17 protein-coding genes are annotated in these 16,738 nt (G+C 68.9%); 12 read left to right on the forward strand and 5 right to left on the reverse strand.

What is annotated here, in order from left to right; genetic code table 11:
* The first annotated feature begins 40 nt into the window (after positions 1-40).
* The 3 genes from oleC (at position 41) to Q9R17_RS09230 (ending at position 2,960) form a co-directional block, all read left to right on the forward strand.
* Positions 41-1,699: an olefin beta-lactone synthetase gene (oleC, locus tag Q9R17_RS09220; protein WP_308158113.1), complete on the forward strand. Its 1,659-nt coding sequence runs from the start codon at positions 41-43 to the stop codon at positions 1,697-1,699.
* Positions 1,696-2,682 (forward strand): 2-alkyl-3-oxoalkanoate reductase, encoded by a 987-nt coding sequence (gene oleD / locus Q9R17_RS09225; protein ID WP_308158114.1) that lies wholly within the window; start codon positions 1,696-1,698, stop codon positions 2,680-2,682. Before oleC ends, oleD begins: the two co-directional genes overlap by 4 nt.
* 122 nt (positions 2,683-2,804) lie before the next feature.
* Positions 2,805-2,960 (forward strand): DUF1328 domain-containing protein, encoded by a 156-nt coding sequence (locus tag Q9R17_RS09230; RefSeq protein WP_308158115.1) that lies wholly within the window; start codon positions 2,805-2,807, stop codon positions 2,958-2,960.
* Positions 2,961-3,008: 48 nt separating this feature from the next.
* Here Q9R17_RS09230 and ddlA read toward each other — a convergent pair whose 3' ends face one another.
* Entirely contained in the window at positions 3,009-4,106 is a 1,098-nt protein-coding gene (gene ddlA / locus Q9R17_RS09235; RefSeq protein ID WP_308158116.1) for a D-alanine--D-alanine ligase, read from the reverse strand.
* 155 nt (positions 4,107-4,261) lie between these two features.
* Here ddlA and Q9R17_RS09240 point away from each other — a divergent pair, with 155 nt between their 5' ends.
* From Q9R17_RS09240 to Q9R17_RS09255, 4 genes are read left to right on the forward strand one after another with little or no spacing between them, the layout of a single operon-like run.
* On the forward strand, positions 4,262-4,894 hold the full coding sequence (locus Q9R17_RS09240) for an SCP2 sterol-binding domain-containing protein (RefSeq protein ID WP_308158117.1): 633 nt from the start codon (positions 4,262-4,264) through the stop codon (positions 4,892-4,894).
* Positions 4,891-6,546, forward strand: a complete 1,656-nt coding sequence (ubiB, locus tag Q9R17_RS09245) for a ubiquinone biosynthesis regulatory protein kinase UbiB (RefSeq protein WP_308158118.1) — start codon at positions 4,891-4,893, stop codon at positions 6,544-6,546. Before Q9R17_RS09240 ends, ubiB begins: the two co-directional genes overlap by 4 nt.
* Complete coding sequence (locus tag Q9R17_RS09250; protein WP_308158119.1) at positions 6,543-7,130, forward strand: class I SAM-dependent methyltransferase; 588 nt, start codon at positions 6,543-6,545, stop codon at positions 7,128-7,130. The genes ubiB and Q9R17_RS09250 overlap by 4 nt, the downstream gene beginning before the upstream one ends.
* Positions 7,131-7,188: 58 nt before the next feature.
* On the forward strand, positions 7,189-7,932 hold the full coding sequence (locus Q9R17_RS09255) for a pseudouridine synthase (RefSeq protein ID WP_308158120.1): 744 nt from the start codon (positions 7,189-7,191) through the stop codon (positions 7,930-7,932).
* Between the two features lie 32 nt (positions 7,933-7,964).
* On the opposite strand, the gene Q9R17_RS09260 is transcribed toward Q9R17_RS09255, so the two are convergent.
* Complete coding sequence (locus tag Q9R17_RS09260) at positions 7,965-8,492, reverse strand: DUF2059 domain-containing protein (RefSeq protein WP_308158121.1); 528 nt, start codon at positions 8,490-8,492, stop codon at positions 7,965-7,967.
* Positions 8,493-8,617: 125 nt separating this feature from the next.
* On the opposite strand from Q9R17_RS09260, the gene arfB reads away from it, so the two are divergent.
* The 3 genes from arfB to dcp all read left to right on the forward strand — a co-directional run bounded on the left by arfB (position 8,618) and on the right by dcp (position 11,928).
* Positions 8,618-9,049, forward strand: coding sequence for an alternative ribosome rescue aminoacyl-tRNA hydrolase ArfB (gene arfB / locus Q9R17_RS09265; protein WP_308158122.1), 432 nt, complete (start codon positions 8,618-8,620; stop codon positions 9,047-9,049).
* 46 nt (positions 9,050-9,095) lie between these two features.
* Entirely contained in the window at positions 9,096-9,656 is a 561-nt protein-coding gene (locus Q9R17_RS09270; protein WP_308158317.1) for a lysophospholipid acyltransferase family protein, read from the forward strand.
* Between the two features lie 112 nt (positions 9,657-9,768).
* A complete protein-coding gene (gene dcp / locus Q9R17_RS09275) occupies positions 9,769-11,928 on the forward strand; it encodes a peptidyl-dipeptidase Dcp (protein WP_308158123.1) in 2,160 nt (719 codons plus the stop codon).
* A gap of 247 nt (positions 11,929-12,175) precedes the next feature.
* Here dcp and Q9R17_RS09280 read toward each other — a convergent pair whose 3' ends face one another.
* Positions 12,176-12,622, reverse strand: coding sequence for a 3-dehydroquinate dehydratase (locus tag Q9R17_RS09280; protein WP_308158124.1), 447 nt, complete (start codon positions 12,620-12,622; stop codon positions 12,176-12,178).
* Between the two features lie 3 nt (positions 12,623-12,625).
* Positions 12,626-13,027 carry a hypothetical protein gene (locus Q9R17_RS09285; RefSeq protein WP_308158125.1) on the reverse strand — a complete coding sequence of 134 codons (402 nt, stop codon included), beginning with the start codon at positions 13,025-13,027 and terminating at the stop codon, positions 12,626-12,628.
* Between the two features lie 201 nt (positions 13,028-13,228).
* Here Q9R17_RS09285 and lepB point away from each other — a divergent pair, with 201 nt between their 5' ends.
* Both lepB and Q9R17_RS09295 read left to right on the forward strand, forming a co-directional pair.
* Positions 13,229-13,852 (forward strand): signal peptidase I, encoded by a 624-nt coding sequence (gene lepB / locus Q9R17_RS09290; protein ID WP_308158126.1) that lies wholly within the window; start codon positions 13,229-13,231, stop codon positions 13,850-13,852.
* A 121-nt stretch (positions 13,853-13,973) separates the two neighbouring features.
* A complete protein-coding gene (locus Q9R17_RS09295) occupies positions 13,974-15,236 on the forward strand; it encodes an MFS transporter (RefSeq protein ID WP_308158127.1) in 1,263 nt (420 codons plus the stop codon).
* A 573-nt stretch (positions 15,237-15,809) separates the two neighbouring features.
* Here Q9R17_RS09295 and Q9R17_RS09300 read toward each other — a convergent pair.
* Positions 15,810-16,718 (reverse strand): LysR family transcriptional regulator, encoded by a 909-nt coding sequence (locus tag Q9R17_RS09300; protein ID WP_308158128.1) that lies wholly within the window; start codon positions 16,716-16,718, stop codon positions 15,810-15,812.
* Positions 16,719-16,738: the final 20 nt, after the last annotated feature.

Consider the following 16,738-nt stretch of genomic DNA (forward strand, 5'->3'; position numbering starts at 1 on the left):
CCGCCGCGCAAGAAATTCCGTAAGCGGCGACAATGAACGGATGAACCGACCCTGCAACATCGCCGCACGGCTGCCTGAGCTGGCGTGTGAACGCCCCGACCAGGTGGCCATCCGCTGCCCCGGCCGCCGTGGCGCCGGCAACGGCATGGCCGCCTACGACGTGACCCTGGATTACCGCCAGCTGGATGCCCGCAGTGACGCCATGGCCGCTGGCCTGGCAGGCCATGGCATCGGCCGCGGGGTGCGTACGGTGGTGATGGTGCGGCCCTCGCCGGAGTTCTTCCTGCTGATGTTCGCCCTGTTCAAGCTGGGCGCGGTGCCGGTGCTGGTCGACCCGGGCATCGACCGGCGCGCGCTGAAGCAATGCCTGGACGAGGCCCGGCCGGAGGCGTTCATCGGCATTCCGCTGGCCCATGTGGCACGGCTGGTGCTGCGCTGGGCGCCCTCGGCCACGCGCCTGGTCACGGTCGGCCGCCGGCTGGGGTGGGGCGGTACCACGCTGGCGGCCCTGGAGCGTGCCGGGGCCACGGGCGGCCCGATGCTGGCCGATACCGACGGCGAGGACATGGCCGCGATCCTGTTCACCAGCGGCTCCACCGGCGTGCCCAAGGGCGTGGTCTACCGCCACCGCCACTTCGTCGGCCAGATCCAGCTGCTGGGCAGTGCCTTCGGCATGGAAGCCGGTGGCGTGGACCTGCCGACCTTCCCGCCGTTTGCGCTGTTCGACCCGGCACTGGGGCTGACCTCGGTGATTCCGGACATGGACCCCACCCGCCCGGCACAGGCCGATCCGCGCCGCCTGCACGATGCCATCGAGCGCTTCGGCGTGACCCAGCTGTTCGGTTCGCCGGCGCTGATGCGCGTGCTGGCCAACCATGGCCGGCCGTTGCGCACGGTGACCCGGGTGACCTCGGCCGGCGCGCCGGTCCCCCCGGACGTGGTCGCCACCATCCGCCGCCTGCTGCCGGACAACGCGCAGTTCTGGACACCGTACGGTGCCACCGAATGCCTGCCGGTGGCCGTGGTCGAGGGCCGTGAGCTGGAGCGCACGCGCGCGGCCACCGAGGCTGGCGCCGGTACCTGCGTGGGCAGCGTCGTGGCACCGAACGAGGTACGCATCATCGCCATCGACGATGCGCCGCTGCCCGACTGGTCGCAGGCGCGCGTGCTGGCGACCGGCGAGGTGGGCGAGATCACCGTGGCCGGGCCGACCGCCACCGACAGTTACTTCAACCGCCCGCAGGCGACCGCCGCGGCGAAGATCCGCGAGACGCTGGCCGACGGCAGCACGCGGGTGGTGCATCGCATGGGCGATGTCGGTTACTTCGATGCGCAGGGCCGGCTGTGGTTCTGCGGGCGCAAGACCCAGCGCGTTGAAACCGCGCACGGCCCGCTGTACACCGAACAGGTCGAGCCGGTGTTCAACACCGTGCCCGGCGTCGCGCGCAGTGCGCTGGTCGGCGTCGGTGCCGCTGGCGCGCAGGTGCCGGTGCTGTGCGTGGAACTGGCGCCCGGCCAGTCCGACAGTCCGGCGCTGCGCCAGGCCCTGCAGGCCAAGGCGGCGGCAAGCCTGCCCGAGGCGGGGCTGCAGCAGTTCCTGGTCCATCCGCGGTTCCCGGTGGATATCCGTCACAACGCCAAGATCGGCCGCGAGAAGCTCGCCGTCTGGGCCCGCGCCGAACTGGAGAAGCGCGCATGAAGATCCTTGTTACCGGGGGCGGTGGCTTCCTTGGCCAGGCGCTGTGCCGTGGCCTGGTCGAGCGCGGGCACCAGGTGCTGGCGTTCAACCGCAGCCACTACCCGGCGCTGCAGGCGCTGGGGGTCGGCCAGATCCGTGGCGACCTGGCCGATGCGCAGGCCGTGCTGCATGCGGTGGCGGGCGTCGATGCGGTGTTCCACAACGCCGCCAAGGCCGGTGCGTGGGGCAGCTATGACAGCTACCACCAGGCCAACGTGGTCGGCACCGACAACGTGATCGCAGCCTGCCGTGCCCACGGCATCGGCCGGCTGGTCTATACCTCCACGCCCAGCGTGACCCACCGCGCCACCCACCCGGTGGAAGGGCTGGGCGCGGACGAGGTGCCCTACGGCGAGGATTTCCAGGCGCCCTATGCAGCCACCAAGGCCATTGCCGAACAGCGCGTGCTGGCCGCCAACGATGCCACGCTGGCGACCGTGGCCCTGCGCCCGCGCCTGATCTGGGGCCCGGGCGACCAGCAGCTGGTGCCGCGTCTGGCCGAGCGTGCGCGACAGGGGCGCCTGCGCCTGGTGGGCGATGGCAGCAACAAGGTCGACACCACCTACATCGACAATGCCGCGCTGGCGCATTTCCTGGCCTTCGATGCGCTCGCCCCCGGCGCCGCCTGCGCGGGCAAGGCGTACTTCATCTCCAACGGCGAACCGCTGCCGATGCGCGAGCTGCTCAACAGACTGCTCGCAGCGGTGGGCGCGCCGGCCGTGGACAAGACACTCAGCTTCAAGACCGCCTATCGCATCGGTGCGGCGTGCGAGCGCCTGTGGCCGCTGCTGCGCCTGCGCGGCGAGCCGCCGCTTACCCGCTTCCTGGCCGAGCAGCTGTGCACGCCGCACTGGTACAGCATGGAACCGGCCCGGCGTGATTTCGGCTATGTGCCGCAGGTAAGCATCGAAGAAGGGATGCGCCGGCTGAAGGCGGCATCATGACGGTGGCATCACCGCGCTGAAGCCTTCATCGCATGCAGATTCCGCCGTCACCACCTGCACACCGGTCGGTGGCGGAGGATGGACCCACGCCATCCACGGCTGGACCATCTGCGAGGAGCGCCATGCTGCATTACGCCGTCATTTTCTTCGTCATCGCCATCATCGCGGCCGTGCTCGGCTTTTCCGGCATCGCCGGCGCGGCCAGCAACATCGCCTGGATCCTGTTCATCGTGTTTCTGGTGCTGGCGGTGATCTCGATGTTCCGCAAGCGGACCTGACGTACACGGGGGATGCCGGTCCTGGGCCGGCATCCCCCGCCGGTGCTTTCAGCGCACCGTTGTCTGCAGGCCGCGATCGGCCGCATGACGCTCCAGCGCCAGTTCGATCAGCCGCGTGATCAGCGCGGTGTAGCCCAGCCCGCTGGCCCCCCACAGCTTGGGGTACATGCTGATGCGGGTGAAGCCCGGCAGCGTGTTCACTTCGTTGATGACCACCTGCCCATCGGCGGTCAGGAACACATCCACCCGCGCCATGCCGGCGCATTCCAGGACCTGGTAAGCCTGCAGCGCGATCTGCTGGATGCGCGCCTGCGTGCCCGCATCGATGGCCGCCGGCACCACCACGTCGGCACCGCCTGCGTTGATGTACTTGGTGTCGTAGGCATAGAAGGTGTCGTGCACCACCACCTCGCCGCAGACGCTGGCCTGGGGGTGGGCGTTGCCCAGCACCGCGCATTCGATCTCGCGGCCGACCACGGCTGATTCCACCAGCACCTTGTGGTCATAGCGCAGCGCCTGTTCCAGCGCAGCGGCCATGCCGGCGGGCTGCTCGACCTTGCTCACGCCCACCGATGAGCCCTGGTTGGCCGGCTTGACGAACAGCGGCAGGCCTAGCGCGACCACCAATGCCTGCACGTCCACGCTGGCCGCTTCGTGGCGACGGATGCAGACCCATGGCGCCACCGGCAGGCCGGCATCACGCAGCAGGCGCTTGGCCACATCCTTGTCCATGGCGACCGCCGAGCCGAGCACACCGGAACCGACGAAGGGCAGGTTGGCCATGCGCAGCAGGCCCTGCAGCGCGCCATCCTCGCCCAGCGGCCCGTGCACGATCGGCAGTACCACATCGATCTGGCCCAGCGCGGTGGCGGTATCGACCGGGTACAGCTGCGCCTGTGCGGCCCCCGGGCGCACGCTCAGCAGCGTGCCGGAGCGGTGCAGGGCGATGCGCGCCGGATCGTCGGCATGCAGCAGGAACGTGTCCGGCTGGCCCAGATGCCATTGGCCCTGCTTGTCGATGCCCACCAGCACCGGCTCGAAGCGTTCGCGATCGAGCGCATCGAGGATGTTCTTCGCCGACTGCAGCGAAACTTCGTGTTCGGAAGACATGCCGCCGAAAATGATGCCGACCCGGGTCCGTGCCATGGAAAGTGCGATGTCCTGTGGGGATGGGCCGTACAGCATGCACCTTCATCGGCCCACCGGATGAGGCGTGGATGAACCCCTCGCGCCCTCACCCCCTCCGCCCCCACCCGGCATCGGCGGCCCAAGCCCCGCACCGGCGCAGGTAGAATGCGCACATGGCTCTTTCCCTGCTCTCGTCCCTCAAGCCGGTCGCCGGCCGCGCCCTGCAGATCGCCCTGAACCGCGCACTGGCGCTGGATCCGGACACCCGCCTGGCCCTGGCCAGCCTCGACGGCCGGCATATCGACCTGACCCTGGAAGCACCGGCGCTGGCCATGCGCATCAGCGTGGATGGCGAACAGCTGCGGGTCGGTCCGGTGGACGCGCAGGAGGCCGACCTGGCCGTGCGCAGCAGCCTGGCCGGCGTGCTGGCACAGCTGCCGCTGCTGGCCAACGCCCGGCGCGACAGCGGCGGCAAGGGCCGCGTACGCGTGGCCGGCGACGCCGAACTGGCCCGGCGCCTGCAGCAGCTGGCCAAGGGCTTCGACCCGGACTGGCAGCAGCCCTTCGTGCGCGTGTTCGGTGAAGTGCTGGGCGTGCAGGTGGCCAACACCCTGCGCAATGCCCTGCAGCATGCCCGGCAGGGTGCGCGCGACCTGGCCCACAGCGCCGCCGAGTTCCTGACCGAGGAATCGCGCGACGTGGTGCCGCGTGGCGAGCTGGATGCCTTCCACGATGATGTGGACGTGCTGCGCGACGATGTCGAACGCCTGGCCGCGCGCGTGCAGCGCCTGCGGGGTGCGGCATGAAGGCGCTGCTGCGGGCCAGCCGCATCGGCCGGGTGATCCTGCGCTATCGCCTGGACGACCTGCTGCAGGGTACCGCCGCCGAACGCTGGCTGCGCCTGGCCAAGCCGTTCGTGCCGCGTGCATCGGCCGATGTCGCCGCGCAGTCGCGCGGTGCGCGCCTGCGCCTGGCCCTGCAGGACCTGGGCCCGATCTTCGTCAAGTTCGGGCAGATCCTGTCCACCCGCCGCGACCTGGTACCGCCGGACGTGGCCAACGAACTGACCCTGCTGCAGGACCGGGTCAAGCCGTTCGACGGTGACACCGCCCGGCGCATCGTCGAAGAAGCGCTGGTCCTGCCGGTCAGCGAGGCCTTCGCCAGCTTCGATACCGAACCGCTGGCCTCCGCATCGATCGCCCAGGTGCACGCGGCCACGCTGGCCGATGGGCGGCAGGTGGTGGTCAAGGTGCTGCGCCCGGGCATCGAGAAGCAGATCGATGCGGATATCGCCCTGCTCAATTCGCTGGCCGCCCTGGTCGAGCGCACCCACCCGCGCGCGGACAAGATCCGGCCACGCGAAGTGGTGGCCGAAGTGGAGAACACGCTGTCGGCCGAACTGGACCTGCAGCGCGAAGGTGCCAATGCCAGCGTGCTGCGCCGGTTCTGGGAAGATTCCGACAACCTGTATGTGCCGGAAGTGATCTGGAGCCATACCGCCGAACGCGCGCTGACCCTGGAACGGGTCTGGGGTATTCCTTCCGACGACATCGCCGCGCTCGACCGTGCCGGCATTGACCGCAAGGCGCTGGCGGCCAAGGGCGTGCGGGTGTTCTACACCCAGGTGTTCCGCGACAACTTCTTCCATGCCGATGCGCACGCGGGCAACATCTGGGTCGACACCGATCCGGCGCGCCGCGACGACCCGCGTTTCATCGCGCTGGATTTCGGCATCATGGGCCAGCTCTCGCAGGAAGATCAGTACTACCTGGCCGAGAACTTCATGGCCATCTTCAACCGCGATTACCGCCGCATCGCCGAACTGCACGTGCAGGCGCGCTGGATGCCGGACAACGTGCGCATCGATGAGCTGGAAGCGGCGGTGCGCTCGGTGTGCGAACCGTACTTCACCCGCCCGCTGTCGCAGATCTCGCTGGCCGAGGTGCTGCTGAAGCTGTTCCGGGTCGCCCAGCGCTACCAGCTGACCCTGCAGCCGCAGCTGATCCTGCTGCAGAAGACCCTGCTCAACATCGAAGGCGTGGGCCGCCAGCTGGACCCGCAGATCGACATCTGGGCCGTGGCCAAGCCGGTGCTGGCCAGGATCCTGCGCGAGCGCTACAGCCCGCGCCGGGTGGTGCGCGAGATCGGCAAGCGCCTGCCGGAAATCATGACCCATGCCCCGGACATGCCGCGCCTGGTGCATGCCTGGCTGAGCCAGCAGGTGGAAGGCCGCCATGAACTGTCGATGCGCTCGCGCGACCTGGCGGCACTGGATGCCAGCGTGCAGCGCCTGCAGAAGCACACGGTCGGGGCGATCACCGGCGTGGGCCTGCTGGCCATCGCCGCGCTGATGTACGTGCTGCAGCCGCCGGGCTGGTACCTGGGCGACGCCCCGGTGTGGAGCCTGGTCGCCGCCGTGGCCGGCGCGGCCGCCTTGCTGCGGGCGTGGTGGCGATGAGTGACGCGCTGGCCGCGCTGAAGGCCGAGCTGGCGCGGTTCGGCGCCGACAATGACGCGCATGAAACCGCGCGTGGGCGCCGGATGCTCAACATCACGGCCGACACCGGCGAACTGCTGTCGGTGCTGGTGCGCTTCGGCAAGGCCCGGCGCGTGCTGGAAATCGGTACCTCCAACGGCTATTCCACGCTGTGGCTGGCCGAGGCGGCCGCGGCCATCGATGGCCACGTGACCACCCTGGAATACGCTGCGGACAAGGCCGCGATGGCCCGGGCGACCTTCGCCCGCAGCGGCCTGGAGGAACGCATCACCCTGGTCCACGCCGATGCCGGTGCGTGGCTGGCGCAGGCCGGCAATGCCAGCGTGGACCTGTTGTTCCTGGATTCGGACCGCGAACAGTACGCCGGCTGGTGGCCGCAGCTGCGCCGCGTGCTGCGGCCCGGGGGCCTGCTGGTGGTGGACAACGCGACGTCCCATGCCGCCCAGCTGGCACCGCTGCGTGCGTTGCTGGACGCCGATGCGGCCTTCAGCAGCAGCCTGGTGCCGGTAGGCAACGGTGAACTGCTGGCCGTGCGCAACGGTTGACCACCGGGCCGTGCCTGGCCCCTATCCCTGATGCCCGGTGGGCACCGATAATCGCGCCGTGAGTACCGAACCTGACACCGCGCTTCCCACCGACAGCGCCATTGAACTGCCTCCCCTGCAGCTGCTGCATCTGGATGAACGCCTGGCCGTGGTCGACAAGCCGGCCGGCCTGATGGTCCATGACAGCAAGCTGGCCCGTGGCGAGGATGATTTCCTGGCCGACCGCCTGCGCGAGCAGCTGGGACGGCCGATCTTCCTGGTCCACCGGCTGGACCGCGCCACCAGCGGCTGTCTGCTGCTGGCCTTCGACCGCGATACCGCCAGCGCGCTGGGCAAGGCCCTGATGGGGGGCGAAGTGGCCAAGGATTACCTGGCCATCTGCCGCGGCTGGCCGGCCGAGGACGCCTGGCAGGTCGACCATGAGCTGGACGGTGGCCCCGGCAAGCCGGTGAAGAAGCCGGCGGTGACCGATTTCCAGCGCCTGGCCACCGGCGAACTGGCCGTGCCGGTGGGGGAATTTGAAACCTCGCGCTATGCGCTGCTGCGCTGCCAGCCGCAGACCGGCCGCTTCCGCCAGATCCGCCGGCACCTCAAGCATCTCTCGCACCACCTGATCGGCGACACCAGCCACGGCGATGGCCGCCACAACCGCAACTTCCGCATGCAGGGCGTGCACCGCATGCTGCTGCATGCCGAGCGCCTGCGCTTCCCGCACCCCGACGGCGGCACGGTGGACGTGCGCGCGCCGGTGGACGCCGAATTCCAGAAGGCGCTGGACCTGTTCGGCTGGCAGGTGGCCTGAGGTGGCGCCGGGCGATGCCCGGCGCCGCCGGATTACTTCTTTTCCGGTTCGTTGACGATCACGTCCAGGTCCTTCTGCAGGTCGGCGAACAGCGGCTGCATGCGCGCCTGGATGGCCACCATCACGTTCTGCATCAGCGCCGGGGTCTTGTCCAGCAGGCTCTGCCCGGCCGAGCTCTCGTAGAACTCGGCCATGGCCAGCACGTCTTCCTTGCTGAAGGTCTTCTTGTACAGGTCCACGTACATCGGCCGCAGCTGCTGCCAGGACAGCGCCTGGCGCAGGGTCTGGCTGGTACGTGCCTGGATGCGCTGCAGCTGCTCCTGCTGCTGGGCGTCGAGCTTGCGCTGGGCGGCGATCTGCTCGAACTGTTGGCGCTGCATGGCTTCGATCTGCGGCAGCATGGTGTCGAGCATGCTCTGCGCACGCGAAGCCGAGAGCAGGCGGTTGATGTCGCCATCGGTCGGCGGGGCGGCCAGGGCGGGGGCGCTGGCCAGGGCCAGCACGAGCAGCAGCGCGCTGCGGCGCAGCAGGGCAGGCAAACGGGGAACACGGCGGATCATGCGGGCATCCTGCGGTACATGGAAGCCGCAGCATACCTCCCCCCAAGGCGAAGGCGGCGTGTTGGCCGCGTGTTCGGCGGCATACGGGGCGCGATGACAACCGCGCCAGCGGCTACAATGCGCCCATGGGTAATGGACCAGTCACCATCAACGCGCATCTTGTGATCCCCGATGATGAACTCGTGGAGCGGTTCGTGCGTGCCAGTGGTGCCGGTGGCCAGAACGTCAACAAGGTGGCAACGGCGGTGGAGCTGCGTTTCGACGTGGCCAACTCGCCTTCGCTGCCCGAGCCGTTGCGCGCGCGCCTGCTGGCGCGGCGCGACCGGCGCATGACCAGCGAAGGCGTGCTGGTCATCGACGCGCAGCGTTTCCGTACCCAGGACCGCAACCGCGAGGACGCGCGCGAGCGGTTGGCGGCCATCATCCAGGCCGGGCTGAGCGTGCCCAAGGCACGCAAGGCCACCAAGCCGACCTTCGGGTCGAAACTGCGTCGTCTGGACGCCAAACGCGAGCGCGCGCAGGTCAAGCGCGGGCGCTCCACACGCAACTGGGAGTGAGTGCTTGAACAACCCGACACCGTTGCTGCCGGCCGTTCCGCCGAGCATGCCGCAGGTCAAACCCAACGCCTTCCTGCGCTGGCTGGCGCGCTGCACCCTGCGCCTGGGCGGCTGGAAAGTGACCGGCACCCTGCCGGACATCCCCCGGCTGGTGTTCATCATCGCCCCGCACTCGTCCAACTGGGACGGCCTGTGGGGCATGGCCGCCAAGATCGCGCTGGGCATGAAGGTGAAGGTGCTGGGCAAGGCGTCGCTGTTCTGGTGGCCGCTGGGCCCGCTGCTGCACAAGCTGGGCGTGATCCCGCTGGACCGCAGCTCGCCGCAGGGTACCGTCGGCCAGGCGGTGGACCTGATCCGCAACAACGAGAAGATGTGGTTCGCCATCACCCCCGAAGGCACCCGCAAGGCCGTGAAGGACTGGAAGGCCGGCTTTCTGAAGATCGCGCGGATGGCCGACGTGCCGATCCTGGCGGCCTATTTCCATTACCCGGAAAAGACCATCGGCATCGGCCCGGTGTTCACCCCCAGCGGTGACGATGCGGCCGACATGGCGCGCATCCGCGAGTTCTACCGGCCCTGGATCGGCAAGACCCGCGGCACGGTCTGAGCCTGCGCCCGCCCCCGGGCACAGCCGCCACGTCCGGCACATGCCGGACGGCGGCAACAGGAGTAGGGTGATCGGCTGTCCCCGGTCAAGCCTGCCCAAGGAGCCTTACCCCATGTCGCGTACCGTCGTTTTGGCCGCTGCCATCAGCCTTGCGCTGGCGGCCTGTTCCGGCAAGGAGTCCACCCCCGTGTCCGAAACCCAGAAAGCCCCGACCCAGCAGCCGGCCGAAGCGGCCACCAACCCGCTGCTGAGCGCCAGCACCCTGCCGTTCCAGGCCCCGCAGTTCGACAAGATCAAGGACAGCGACTACCTGCCGGCCTTCGAAGAAGGCATGCGCCAGCACCTGGCCGACGTGCGCAAGATCGTCGACAGCACCGAGCCGGCCACCTTCGACAACACCATCGTGGCGATGGAGCGCAGCGGCGAAACCCTGAACCGCGTCTCGCGCATCTTCTTCGGCCTGGTCCAGGCCGATACCAACGATGCCCGCCAGAAGGTGCAGGAAGAAATCTCGCCGAAGCTGGCCGCGCACCAGGACGAAATCAACCTGGACCCGAAGCTGTTCGCGCGCGTGAAGTCGATCTACGACCAGCGTGACAGCCTGGGCCTGGACCCGGTGCAGAAGCGCCTGGTCGAGCACTACTACGACCACCTGGTGCGCTCGGGCGCCCAGCTGTCCGACGCCGACAAGGCCAGCCTGCGCAAGCTCAACGTGGAGGAAACCACGCTGTCCACGCAGTTCCACACCCGCCTGGTCGCCGCTACCGCCGCCGCCGCCGTGGTGGTGGACGACAAGGCCAAGCTGGCCGGCCTGGATGACAGCGCCATCAACAACGCTGCCGCCGCCGCCACCGACCGCAAGCTGGAAGGCAAGTTCCTGCTGCCGCTGCAGAACACCACCCAGCAGCCGGTGCTCGGTTCGCTGAGCGACCGCGACCAGCGCGCCGCCGTGCTGAAGGCCTCCGAAACCCGCGCCGAACGCGGCGATGCCAACGACACCCGGCAGACCGTGCAGCGCCTGGCCCAGCTGCGTGCGCAGAAGGCCAAGCTGCTCGGCTTCGACACCTACGCCGACTACAACCTCGGCGACCAGATGGCCAAGACCCCGGCTGCCGCGCTCAAGCTGCTGACCGACACCGTGCCGGCCGCCACCGCCAAGGCACGCACCGAAGCCGGCGAGATCCAGAAGGTCATCGACGCGCAGAAGGGCGGCTTCACGCTGGCCGCCTCCGACTGGGACTTCTACGCCGAGCAGGTCCGCAAGGCCAAGTACGACCTGGACGAATCGCAGGTCAAGCCGTACTTCGAGCTGGACAACGTGCTGCAGAACGGCGTCTTCTACGCCGCCAACCAGCTGTATGGCATCACCTTCAAGCAGCGCACCGACATTCCGACCTACAACCCGGACATGAAGGTGTACGAAGTGTTCGACAAGGACGGCAGCTCGCTGGCCCTGTTCTACACCGACTACTTCAAGCGTGACAGCAAGTCCGGCGGCGCCTGGATGGACGTGTTCGTCGAGCAGGACGGCCTGACCGGTGCCAAGCCGGTGGTCTACAACGTCTGCAACTTCACCAAGCCGGCCGCGGGCCAGCCGGCACTGATCAGCTTCGACGACGTCACCACCATGTTCCACGAGTTCGGCCATGCCCTGCACGGCATGTTCTCGAACGTGAAGTACCCCTCGATCGCCGGTACCGCCACCTCGCGCGATTTCGTCGAGTTCCCCTCGCAGTTCAACGAGAACTGGGCCCTGGACCCGAAGGTGTTCGCGCACTACGCCAAGCACTACAAGACCGGCGAGGCGATGCCGCAGGAGCTGGTGGACAAGATCCTCAAGGCACGCAGCTTCAACCAGGGCTATGCAACGACCGAATACCTGTCGGCCGCGCTGCTTGACCTGGCCTGGCACACCCAGAAGGCCGACGCCCCGCTGCAGGATGTGGACGCCTTCGAAGCCGCTGCGCTGAAGAAGTTCAAGATCGACCTGCCGCAGGTGCCGCCGCGCTACCGCACCACCTACTTCGACCACATCTGGGGTGGCGGTTACTCGGCCGGCTACTACGCCTACTTCTGGGCGGAAGTGCTCGACCATGACGCCTTCCAGTGGTTCACCGAACACGGTGGCCTGACCGCCGCCAACGGCCAGGAGTTCCGCGACAAGATCCTCTCGCGCGGCAACAGCGTCGAACTGGCCGAGCTCTACCGCGACTTCCGCGGCAAGGACCCCTCGGTCGAGCCGCTGCTGAAGTTCCGCGGCCTGAAGCAGTAAACGAAAACGGCGGGGGAAACCCCGCCGTTTTTTTGTGTCCCACCGAACGATCATGCAGTAGCCGCACCCCATCCACGCATGGCGTGGATCTACCGGGCCACCGGCCAACTGTCGAAGGCGGGGTGGGTCCGGTTGCGGCGCCCCCCGCAACCGGACCCGCCCCGCCATCTCCGGGCAGCCGCCGTTGCTTGGGCTTCTGCCGTTGCCGTTGCCTCTGCGGGTGCCGGGCGCCGCCCGGCCGGTCCCCTCACGTCCCCACGTGCACCCGGTTGGCCCCTTCGGACAACCCCAGGTGGTCCAGCGCGATATCCAGCGCCAGCACATAGCTCTGCGCCCCGTACCCGGCGGCGATCCCCAGCCGCTGGCCGGCCCCGGCCGGCAGGCACGGCTCGGCCACCGCGCCATCGTCATGCACTTCCACGTAGGCGTTGTGCAGGTGCGGCAGCAACCGCTGCAGGCGCAGGCTGTCGGCGCAGGCACCCGGGTCGAGCAGGGTGACCTCGCCCCGGCTGTGATCGGCCACGCGCAGCGCATCGAGCAGTTCCTGTTCCGAACCACACGCACGGATCGCCACGCTGGTACCGGCATCGATCGCCCGGTGCACCAGCGACTTGAGCACCTGCCCCGGCAGCGGCGCAGCGGTACGGATCAACGCACCGGCCGCTTCCGGGCCACGGATGATGAAGATCGACATGGCTCAGCCCTCCATTGCCAGGCGGCGGCCGACGATGGCCAGCGACAGCGGGTAGCCCGCCTGCTGGCTGCGCTGGTCGACCACGATCGCCGCCGGGCCATGCTGCAGGTGCAGGCGTGCTTCCAGCCCCGGCTGCGCCGGCGACTGCAGCTCGATGTACGGGGCCGGCAGGTGCTCGATGGCATCGCCCAGCGCCGCGCCTTCATCCTGCCACTGCATCTCGTCGGCCACGCCGACATCGATCACCACCCAGTCCGCCGTCATCGCCTGCGGCTGGCACAGGCACTGGCGCAGGCCGGCAAGGTCCGTGCAGGACGTGCAGAGCACGCGATGGCCGGCCAGCTGCGCGGGCAGCATCGGCGACGGCGCCGACGGCGGCGCGTGCCGGATCACCAGGATGGTCATGGAACACCTTCAGCAATGCGCCTGTGGCGCGGTGGGCACACGATGCGCGCCATGCCCGTAAACGTGCGATGCCGGCAGCCGGGCCGGGCCGTAAAACCTGCGTAACCCCCGTGCGCCGGTCAGGCCAGGGTCAGCGGCCGGCACGCGGGAACCCCACGCGCCGCGCGTGGTCAGACCTGCATCCACCCACTGGACCCGCCCATGGATAGCGCCGCCCGCCCCCCGATGTCCCACCGCCTGCTGGCCTGGCTGAAGAAGGAAGCCGTGCCGTTGCTGGTGATGCTCGGCCTGCTCGCCGCCGCGCGCGATACCCTGGCCAACCACTACGTAGTACCCAGTGGCTCGATGCAGCCGACCCTGCAGCCGGGTGACCGTGTGGTGGTGGACATGCGCGCCTACGGCCTGCGCTTGCCCTTCACCGGCCACACCCTGCTGGCGGCGGGTACCCCGCAGCGTGGCGAGGTGGCGGTGTTCGATTCCCCGGCCGATGGCACCCGCCTGATCAAGCGCGTGGTGGCCGTGGCCGGTGACCAGGTGCAGCTGCATGATGGCTACCTGAGCATCAACGGGCGGCCGCTGCAGGTCGGTACCTCGCGCAGCGAAACCTTTGGCCAGCGCCAGGCCACGCTGGACCTGGACCTGGGCGGCGGCCCGGACATCACCGGCATGCAGGTGCCGGCCGGCAAGGTGCTGGTGCTGGGCGACCACCGTGGCAACAGCTTCGACGGCCGCTTCTTCGGCTTTGTCGATGCCGACCGGATCTACGGTCGCGCGGTGGCGGTGTATTACCGGCGCGGCCATGGCCTTGAGTGGCAGCGCCTGTAAGCTGTATTGATACTTGCTGCATATCAATCATGACCTGACAGGTTATGGATCGTCTGGATCGGCGGAACTAGGCTGACGCTTGTCCCCACACCCGGCCACGTCCCCCGTGGCCTGTCGAACCATGAATGGCGATACCGCCGCCGTCGCGCGCGGCTCCCTGTCCCCGGCTCAGGCCGATTCTCCCGCCGCGACCCGCATCGAGCAGGGCACCCCGGCGTTCCGGCGTACCGCGCTGGCCCTGTTCCTGGCCGGCTTTTCCACCTTTGGCCTGCTGTATGCCGTGCAGCCGCTGCTGCCGGAGTTCAGCCGGCACTTCGGTGTCTCGGCCGCCGGCAGCGCGATGTCGCTGTCGCTCAGCACCGGTACCCTGGCCGTGGCGATGCTGCTGGCCGGCCTGCTGTCCGATGCGGTGGGGCGGCGCCCGTTGATGATCGTCGCGCTGATGCTGTCGGCGCTGCTGTCGCTGTGCACCGCGCTGGTCGATGACTGGGCCTCGCTGCTGGTGCTGCGCACGCTGCTGGGCCTCGCGCTCAGCGGTGTACCGGCGGTGGCGATGACCTACCTGGTGGAGGAAATGGACAGCCGCGCGCTGGGCCTGGCCATGGGCCTGTACATCGGCGGCAACGCGATCGGCGGCATGAGTGGCCGCCTGCTGGCCGGCATCATCGCCGACCACTGGGGCTGGCGCTGGGGCATCGGCGTGGTCTCGATCATCGCCGTGGCCAGCACCGTGCTGCTGTGGCTGCAGCTGCCGCCCTCGCGCCACTTCCAGGCCCGTCGCGGGGGCCTCCGCCACCTGCCGTCGCGCTGGCGCACGCTGTTCGCCGATCCCGGCCTGCCGTGGCTGTTCGCCACCTCGTTCGTGTTGATGGGCGTGTTCGTCACCCTCTACAACTACCTCGGCTACCACCTGCTGGCACCGCCCTATGGGCTCAGCCAGACCGTGGTCGGGCTGATCTTCAGCGTGTACCTGGTGGGCACCTTCAGCTCGGCGTGGATGGGCCAGCAGGCCACGCGGTACGGGCGCGGCCGCATCCTGGCGATCTCCTTCGCGCTGATCGCCGCCGGCATCGTGCTGCTGGCGCTGCCGTGGCTGCCGGCCATGGCGGTCGGCATCGCGCTGGTGACCTTCGGCTTCTTCGGCGGCCATTCGGTGGCCAGCAGCTGGGTCGGCAGCCGTGCAGGTGCCATGCGCGCCGAAGCCTCGGCGCTGTACCTGTTCGCCTACTACCTGGGCTCCAGCGTGCTGGGCGCGCTGGGCGGGTTGGCCTACAGCGCCTGGGACTGGCCGGGCGTGTGCGCGTTCACCGCGGTGCTGACGCTGGCCGGCGGTGGCATCGTCTGGATGCTGCAGCAGCGTGCCACGCAGCCGGTAATGGCCTGACCCTGCACGGCATCCGGTAGATGCCGACCGTGGTCGGCGCTCTGGCAGGGCGGCCAACCAAGGTTGGCGTCTACCAATGCTGTCTGGTCGGCCGGCTTGACCGGGCGCGCGCTGCGCACGGGTGTGGTGTTGCTCTGGTGGATGCCGACCTTGGTCGGCGCTCTGGCAGGGCGGCCAACCAAGGTTGGCGTCTACCAACGCTGCAGGGTCGGCCGGCTTGACCCGGCGCGCGCTCCGCACGTGTGTGGCGTTGCTCTGGTGGATGCCGACCGTGGTCGGCGCTCTGGCAGGGCGGCCAACCAAGGTTGGCGTCTACCAACGCTGCAGGGTCGGCCGGCTTGACCCGACGCGCGCTGCGCACGGGTGTGGTGTTGCTCTGGTGGATGCCGACCTGGGTCGGCGCTTTGGCAGGGCGGCCAACCAAGGTTGGCGTCTACCAATGCTGCAGGGGCGGCCGGCTTGACCCGACGCGCGCTCCGCACGGGTGTGGTGTTGCTCTGGTGGATGCCGACCTTGGTCGGCGCTCTGGCAGGGCAGCCAACCAAGGTTGGCGTCTACCGGATTCAATTCTGCTCACACCCCGGCGAACGCCCCGCGCAGCAGCGTGGCGAAATTGCGGATCAACGGCGTTACCCGTTCGCGATGCCAGGCCAGCTGCACTTCCGAATGCGCGCCAGCATCGGCCAGTGCCACGAAGCGCGATCCTTCCACCCGGATGTGATCGCACGACGACGGCAGGATCGCCGCGCCCAGGCCCGCGGCGGCCAGACTGATCAGTGTCGAGGCTTCACCCGCTTCCTGCACGATGCGCGGCGTGAACCCGGCAGCCGCGCACAACGCGATCATGTGGTCATGGATGCCCGCGCCGGCGCTGCGCCGGAACGCCACGAACGGCTCCTGCGCGAAGTCGCGCAGCGACAGCGTGCCCTGTTTCGAGAGCCGTCGCAGGGCAGGATGGTCGGCATGCACGATCAACGCCAGTGGATCGACGAACAGGGTGTGCGCCACCAGTTCCGGGGGCAGCGCGCGCTTGCGGATGATGCCCACGTCCAATGAACCATCGAGCAGCGCATCGATCTGCTGCAGGGTGTTCATTTCGCTCAGCTGCAGCCGCACCTGCGGATACTGCTGGCGGTAATGCAGGATCGAACGTGGAATCTGCGGCGACAGCGGCGTGGCCCGGGTGAGACCGATATGCAGCTCACCCTGCTCGCCGCGCTGTGCACGCTGCACCTCATCCACCGCCGTTTCCACCTGCTGCACGATGGCGCGTGCACGTTCCTGCAGCAGCTCGCCCGCAGGCGTCAGCTGTACCCGGCGATGGCTGCGCACGAACAGCCGCGCACCGATCAGGTCTTCCAGCTGGCGGATCTGCTGGCTGAGCGGCGGCTGCGATATGCCCAGCCGCTCGGCCGCCTGGCCGAAGTGCAGGGTATCGGCAACGGCCAGGAAGTAGCGCAGGTGGCGGAGTTCGATGGGCATGGGGCCAGTCTATGCATCGC

Origin of the sequence: Stenotrophomonas sp. 24(2023) (assembly GCF_030913365.1) — a bacterium.
In the GTDB taxonomy this organism is placed as follows: domain Bacteria; phylum Pseudomonadota; class Gammaproteobacteria; order Xanthomonadales; family Xanthomonadaceae; genus Stenotrophomonas.

Excerpts from the sequence above, each read along its gene's own strand:
- oleC (WP_308158113.1), top strand. The coding sequence starts at position 41 with ATGAACCGACCCTGCAACATCGCCGCACGGCTGCCTGAGCTGGCGTGT.
- oleD (WP_308158114.1), top strand. The coding sequence starts at position 1,696 with ATGAAGATCCTTGTTACCGGGGGCGGTGGCTTCCTTGGCCAGGCGCTG.
- Q9R17_RS09230 (WP_308158115.1), top strand. The coding sequence starts at position 2,805 with ATGCTGCATTACGCCGTCATTTTCTTCGTCATCGCCATCATCGCGGCC.
- ddlA (WP_308158116.1), bottom strand. The coding sequence starts at position 4,106 with ATGGCACGGACCCGGGTCGGCATCATTTTCGGCGGCATGTCTTCCGAA.
- Q9R17_RS09240 (WP_308158117.1), top strand. The coding sequence starts at position 4,262 with ATGGCTCTTTCCCTGCTCTCGTCCCTCAAGCCGGTCGCCGGCCGCGCC.
- ubiB (WP_308158118.1), top strand. The coding sequence starts at position 4,891 with ATGAAGGCGCTGCTGCGGGCCAGCCGCATCGGCCGGGTGATCCTGCGC.
- Q9R17_RS09250 (WP_308158119.1), top strand. The coding sequence starts at position 6,543 with ATGAGTGACGCGCTGGCCGCGCTGAAGGCCGAGCTGGCGCGGTTCGGC.
- Q9R17_RS09260 (WP_308158121.1), bottom strand. The coding sequence starts at position 8,492 with ATGATCCGCCGTGTTCCCCGTTTGCCTGCCCTGCTGCGCCGCAGCGCG.
- arfB (WP_308158122.1), top strand. The coding sequence starts at position 8,618 with ATGGGTAATGGACCAGTCACCATCAACGCGCATCTTGTGATCCCCGAT.
- Q9R17_RS09270 (WP_308158317.1), top strand. The coding sequence starts at position 9,096 with ATGCCGCAGGTCAAACCCAACGCCTTCCTGCGCTGGCTGGCGCGCTGC.
- dcp (WP_308158123.1), top strand. The coding sequence starts at position 9,769 with ATGTCGCGTACCGTCGTTTTGGCCGCTGCCATCAGCCTTGCGCTGGCG.
- Q9R17_RS09280 (WP_308158124.1), bottom strand. The coding sequence starts at position 12,622 with ATGTCGATCTTCATCATCCGTGGCCCGGAAGCGGCCGGTGCGTTGATC.
- Q9R17_RS09285 (WP_308158125.1), bottom strand. The coding sequence starts at position 13,027 with ATGACCATCCTGGTGATCCGGCACGCGCCGCCGTCGGCGCCGTCGCCG.
- lepB (WP_308158126.1), top strand. The coding sequence starts at position 13,229 with ATGGATAGCGCCGCCCGCCCCCCGATGTCCCACCGCCTGCTGGCCTGG.
- Q9R17_RS09295 (WP_308158127.1), top strand. The coding sequence starts at position 13,974 with ATGAATGGCGATACCGCCGCCGTCGCGCGCGGCTCCCTGTCCCCGGCT.
- Q9R17_RS09300 (WP_308158128.1), bottom strand. The coding sequence starts at position 16,718 with ATGCCCATCGAACTCCGCCACCTGCGCTACTTCCTGGCCGTTGCCGAT.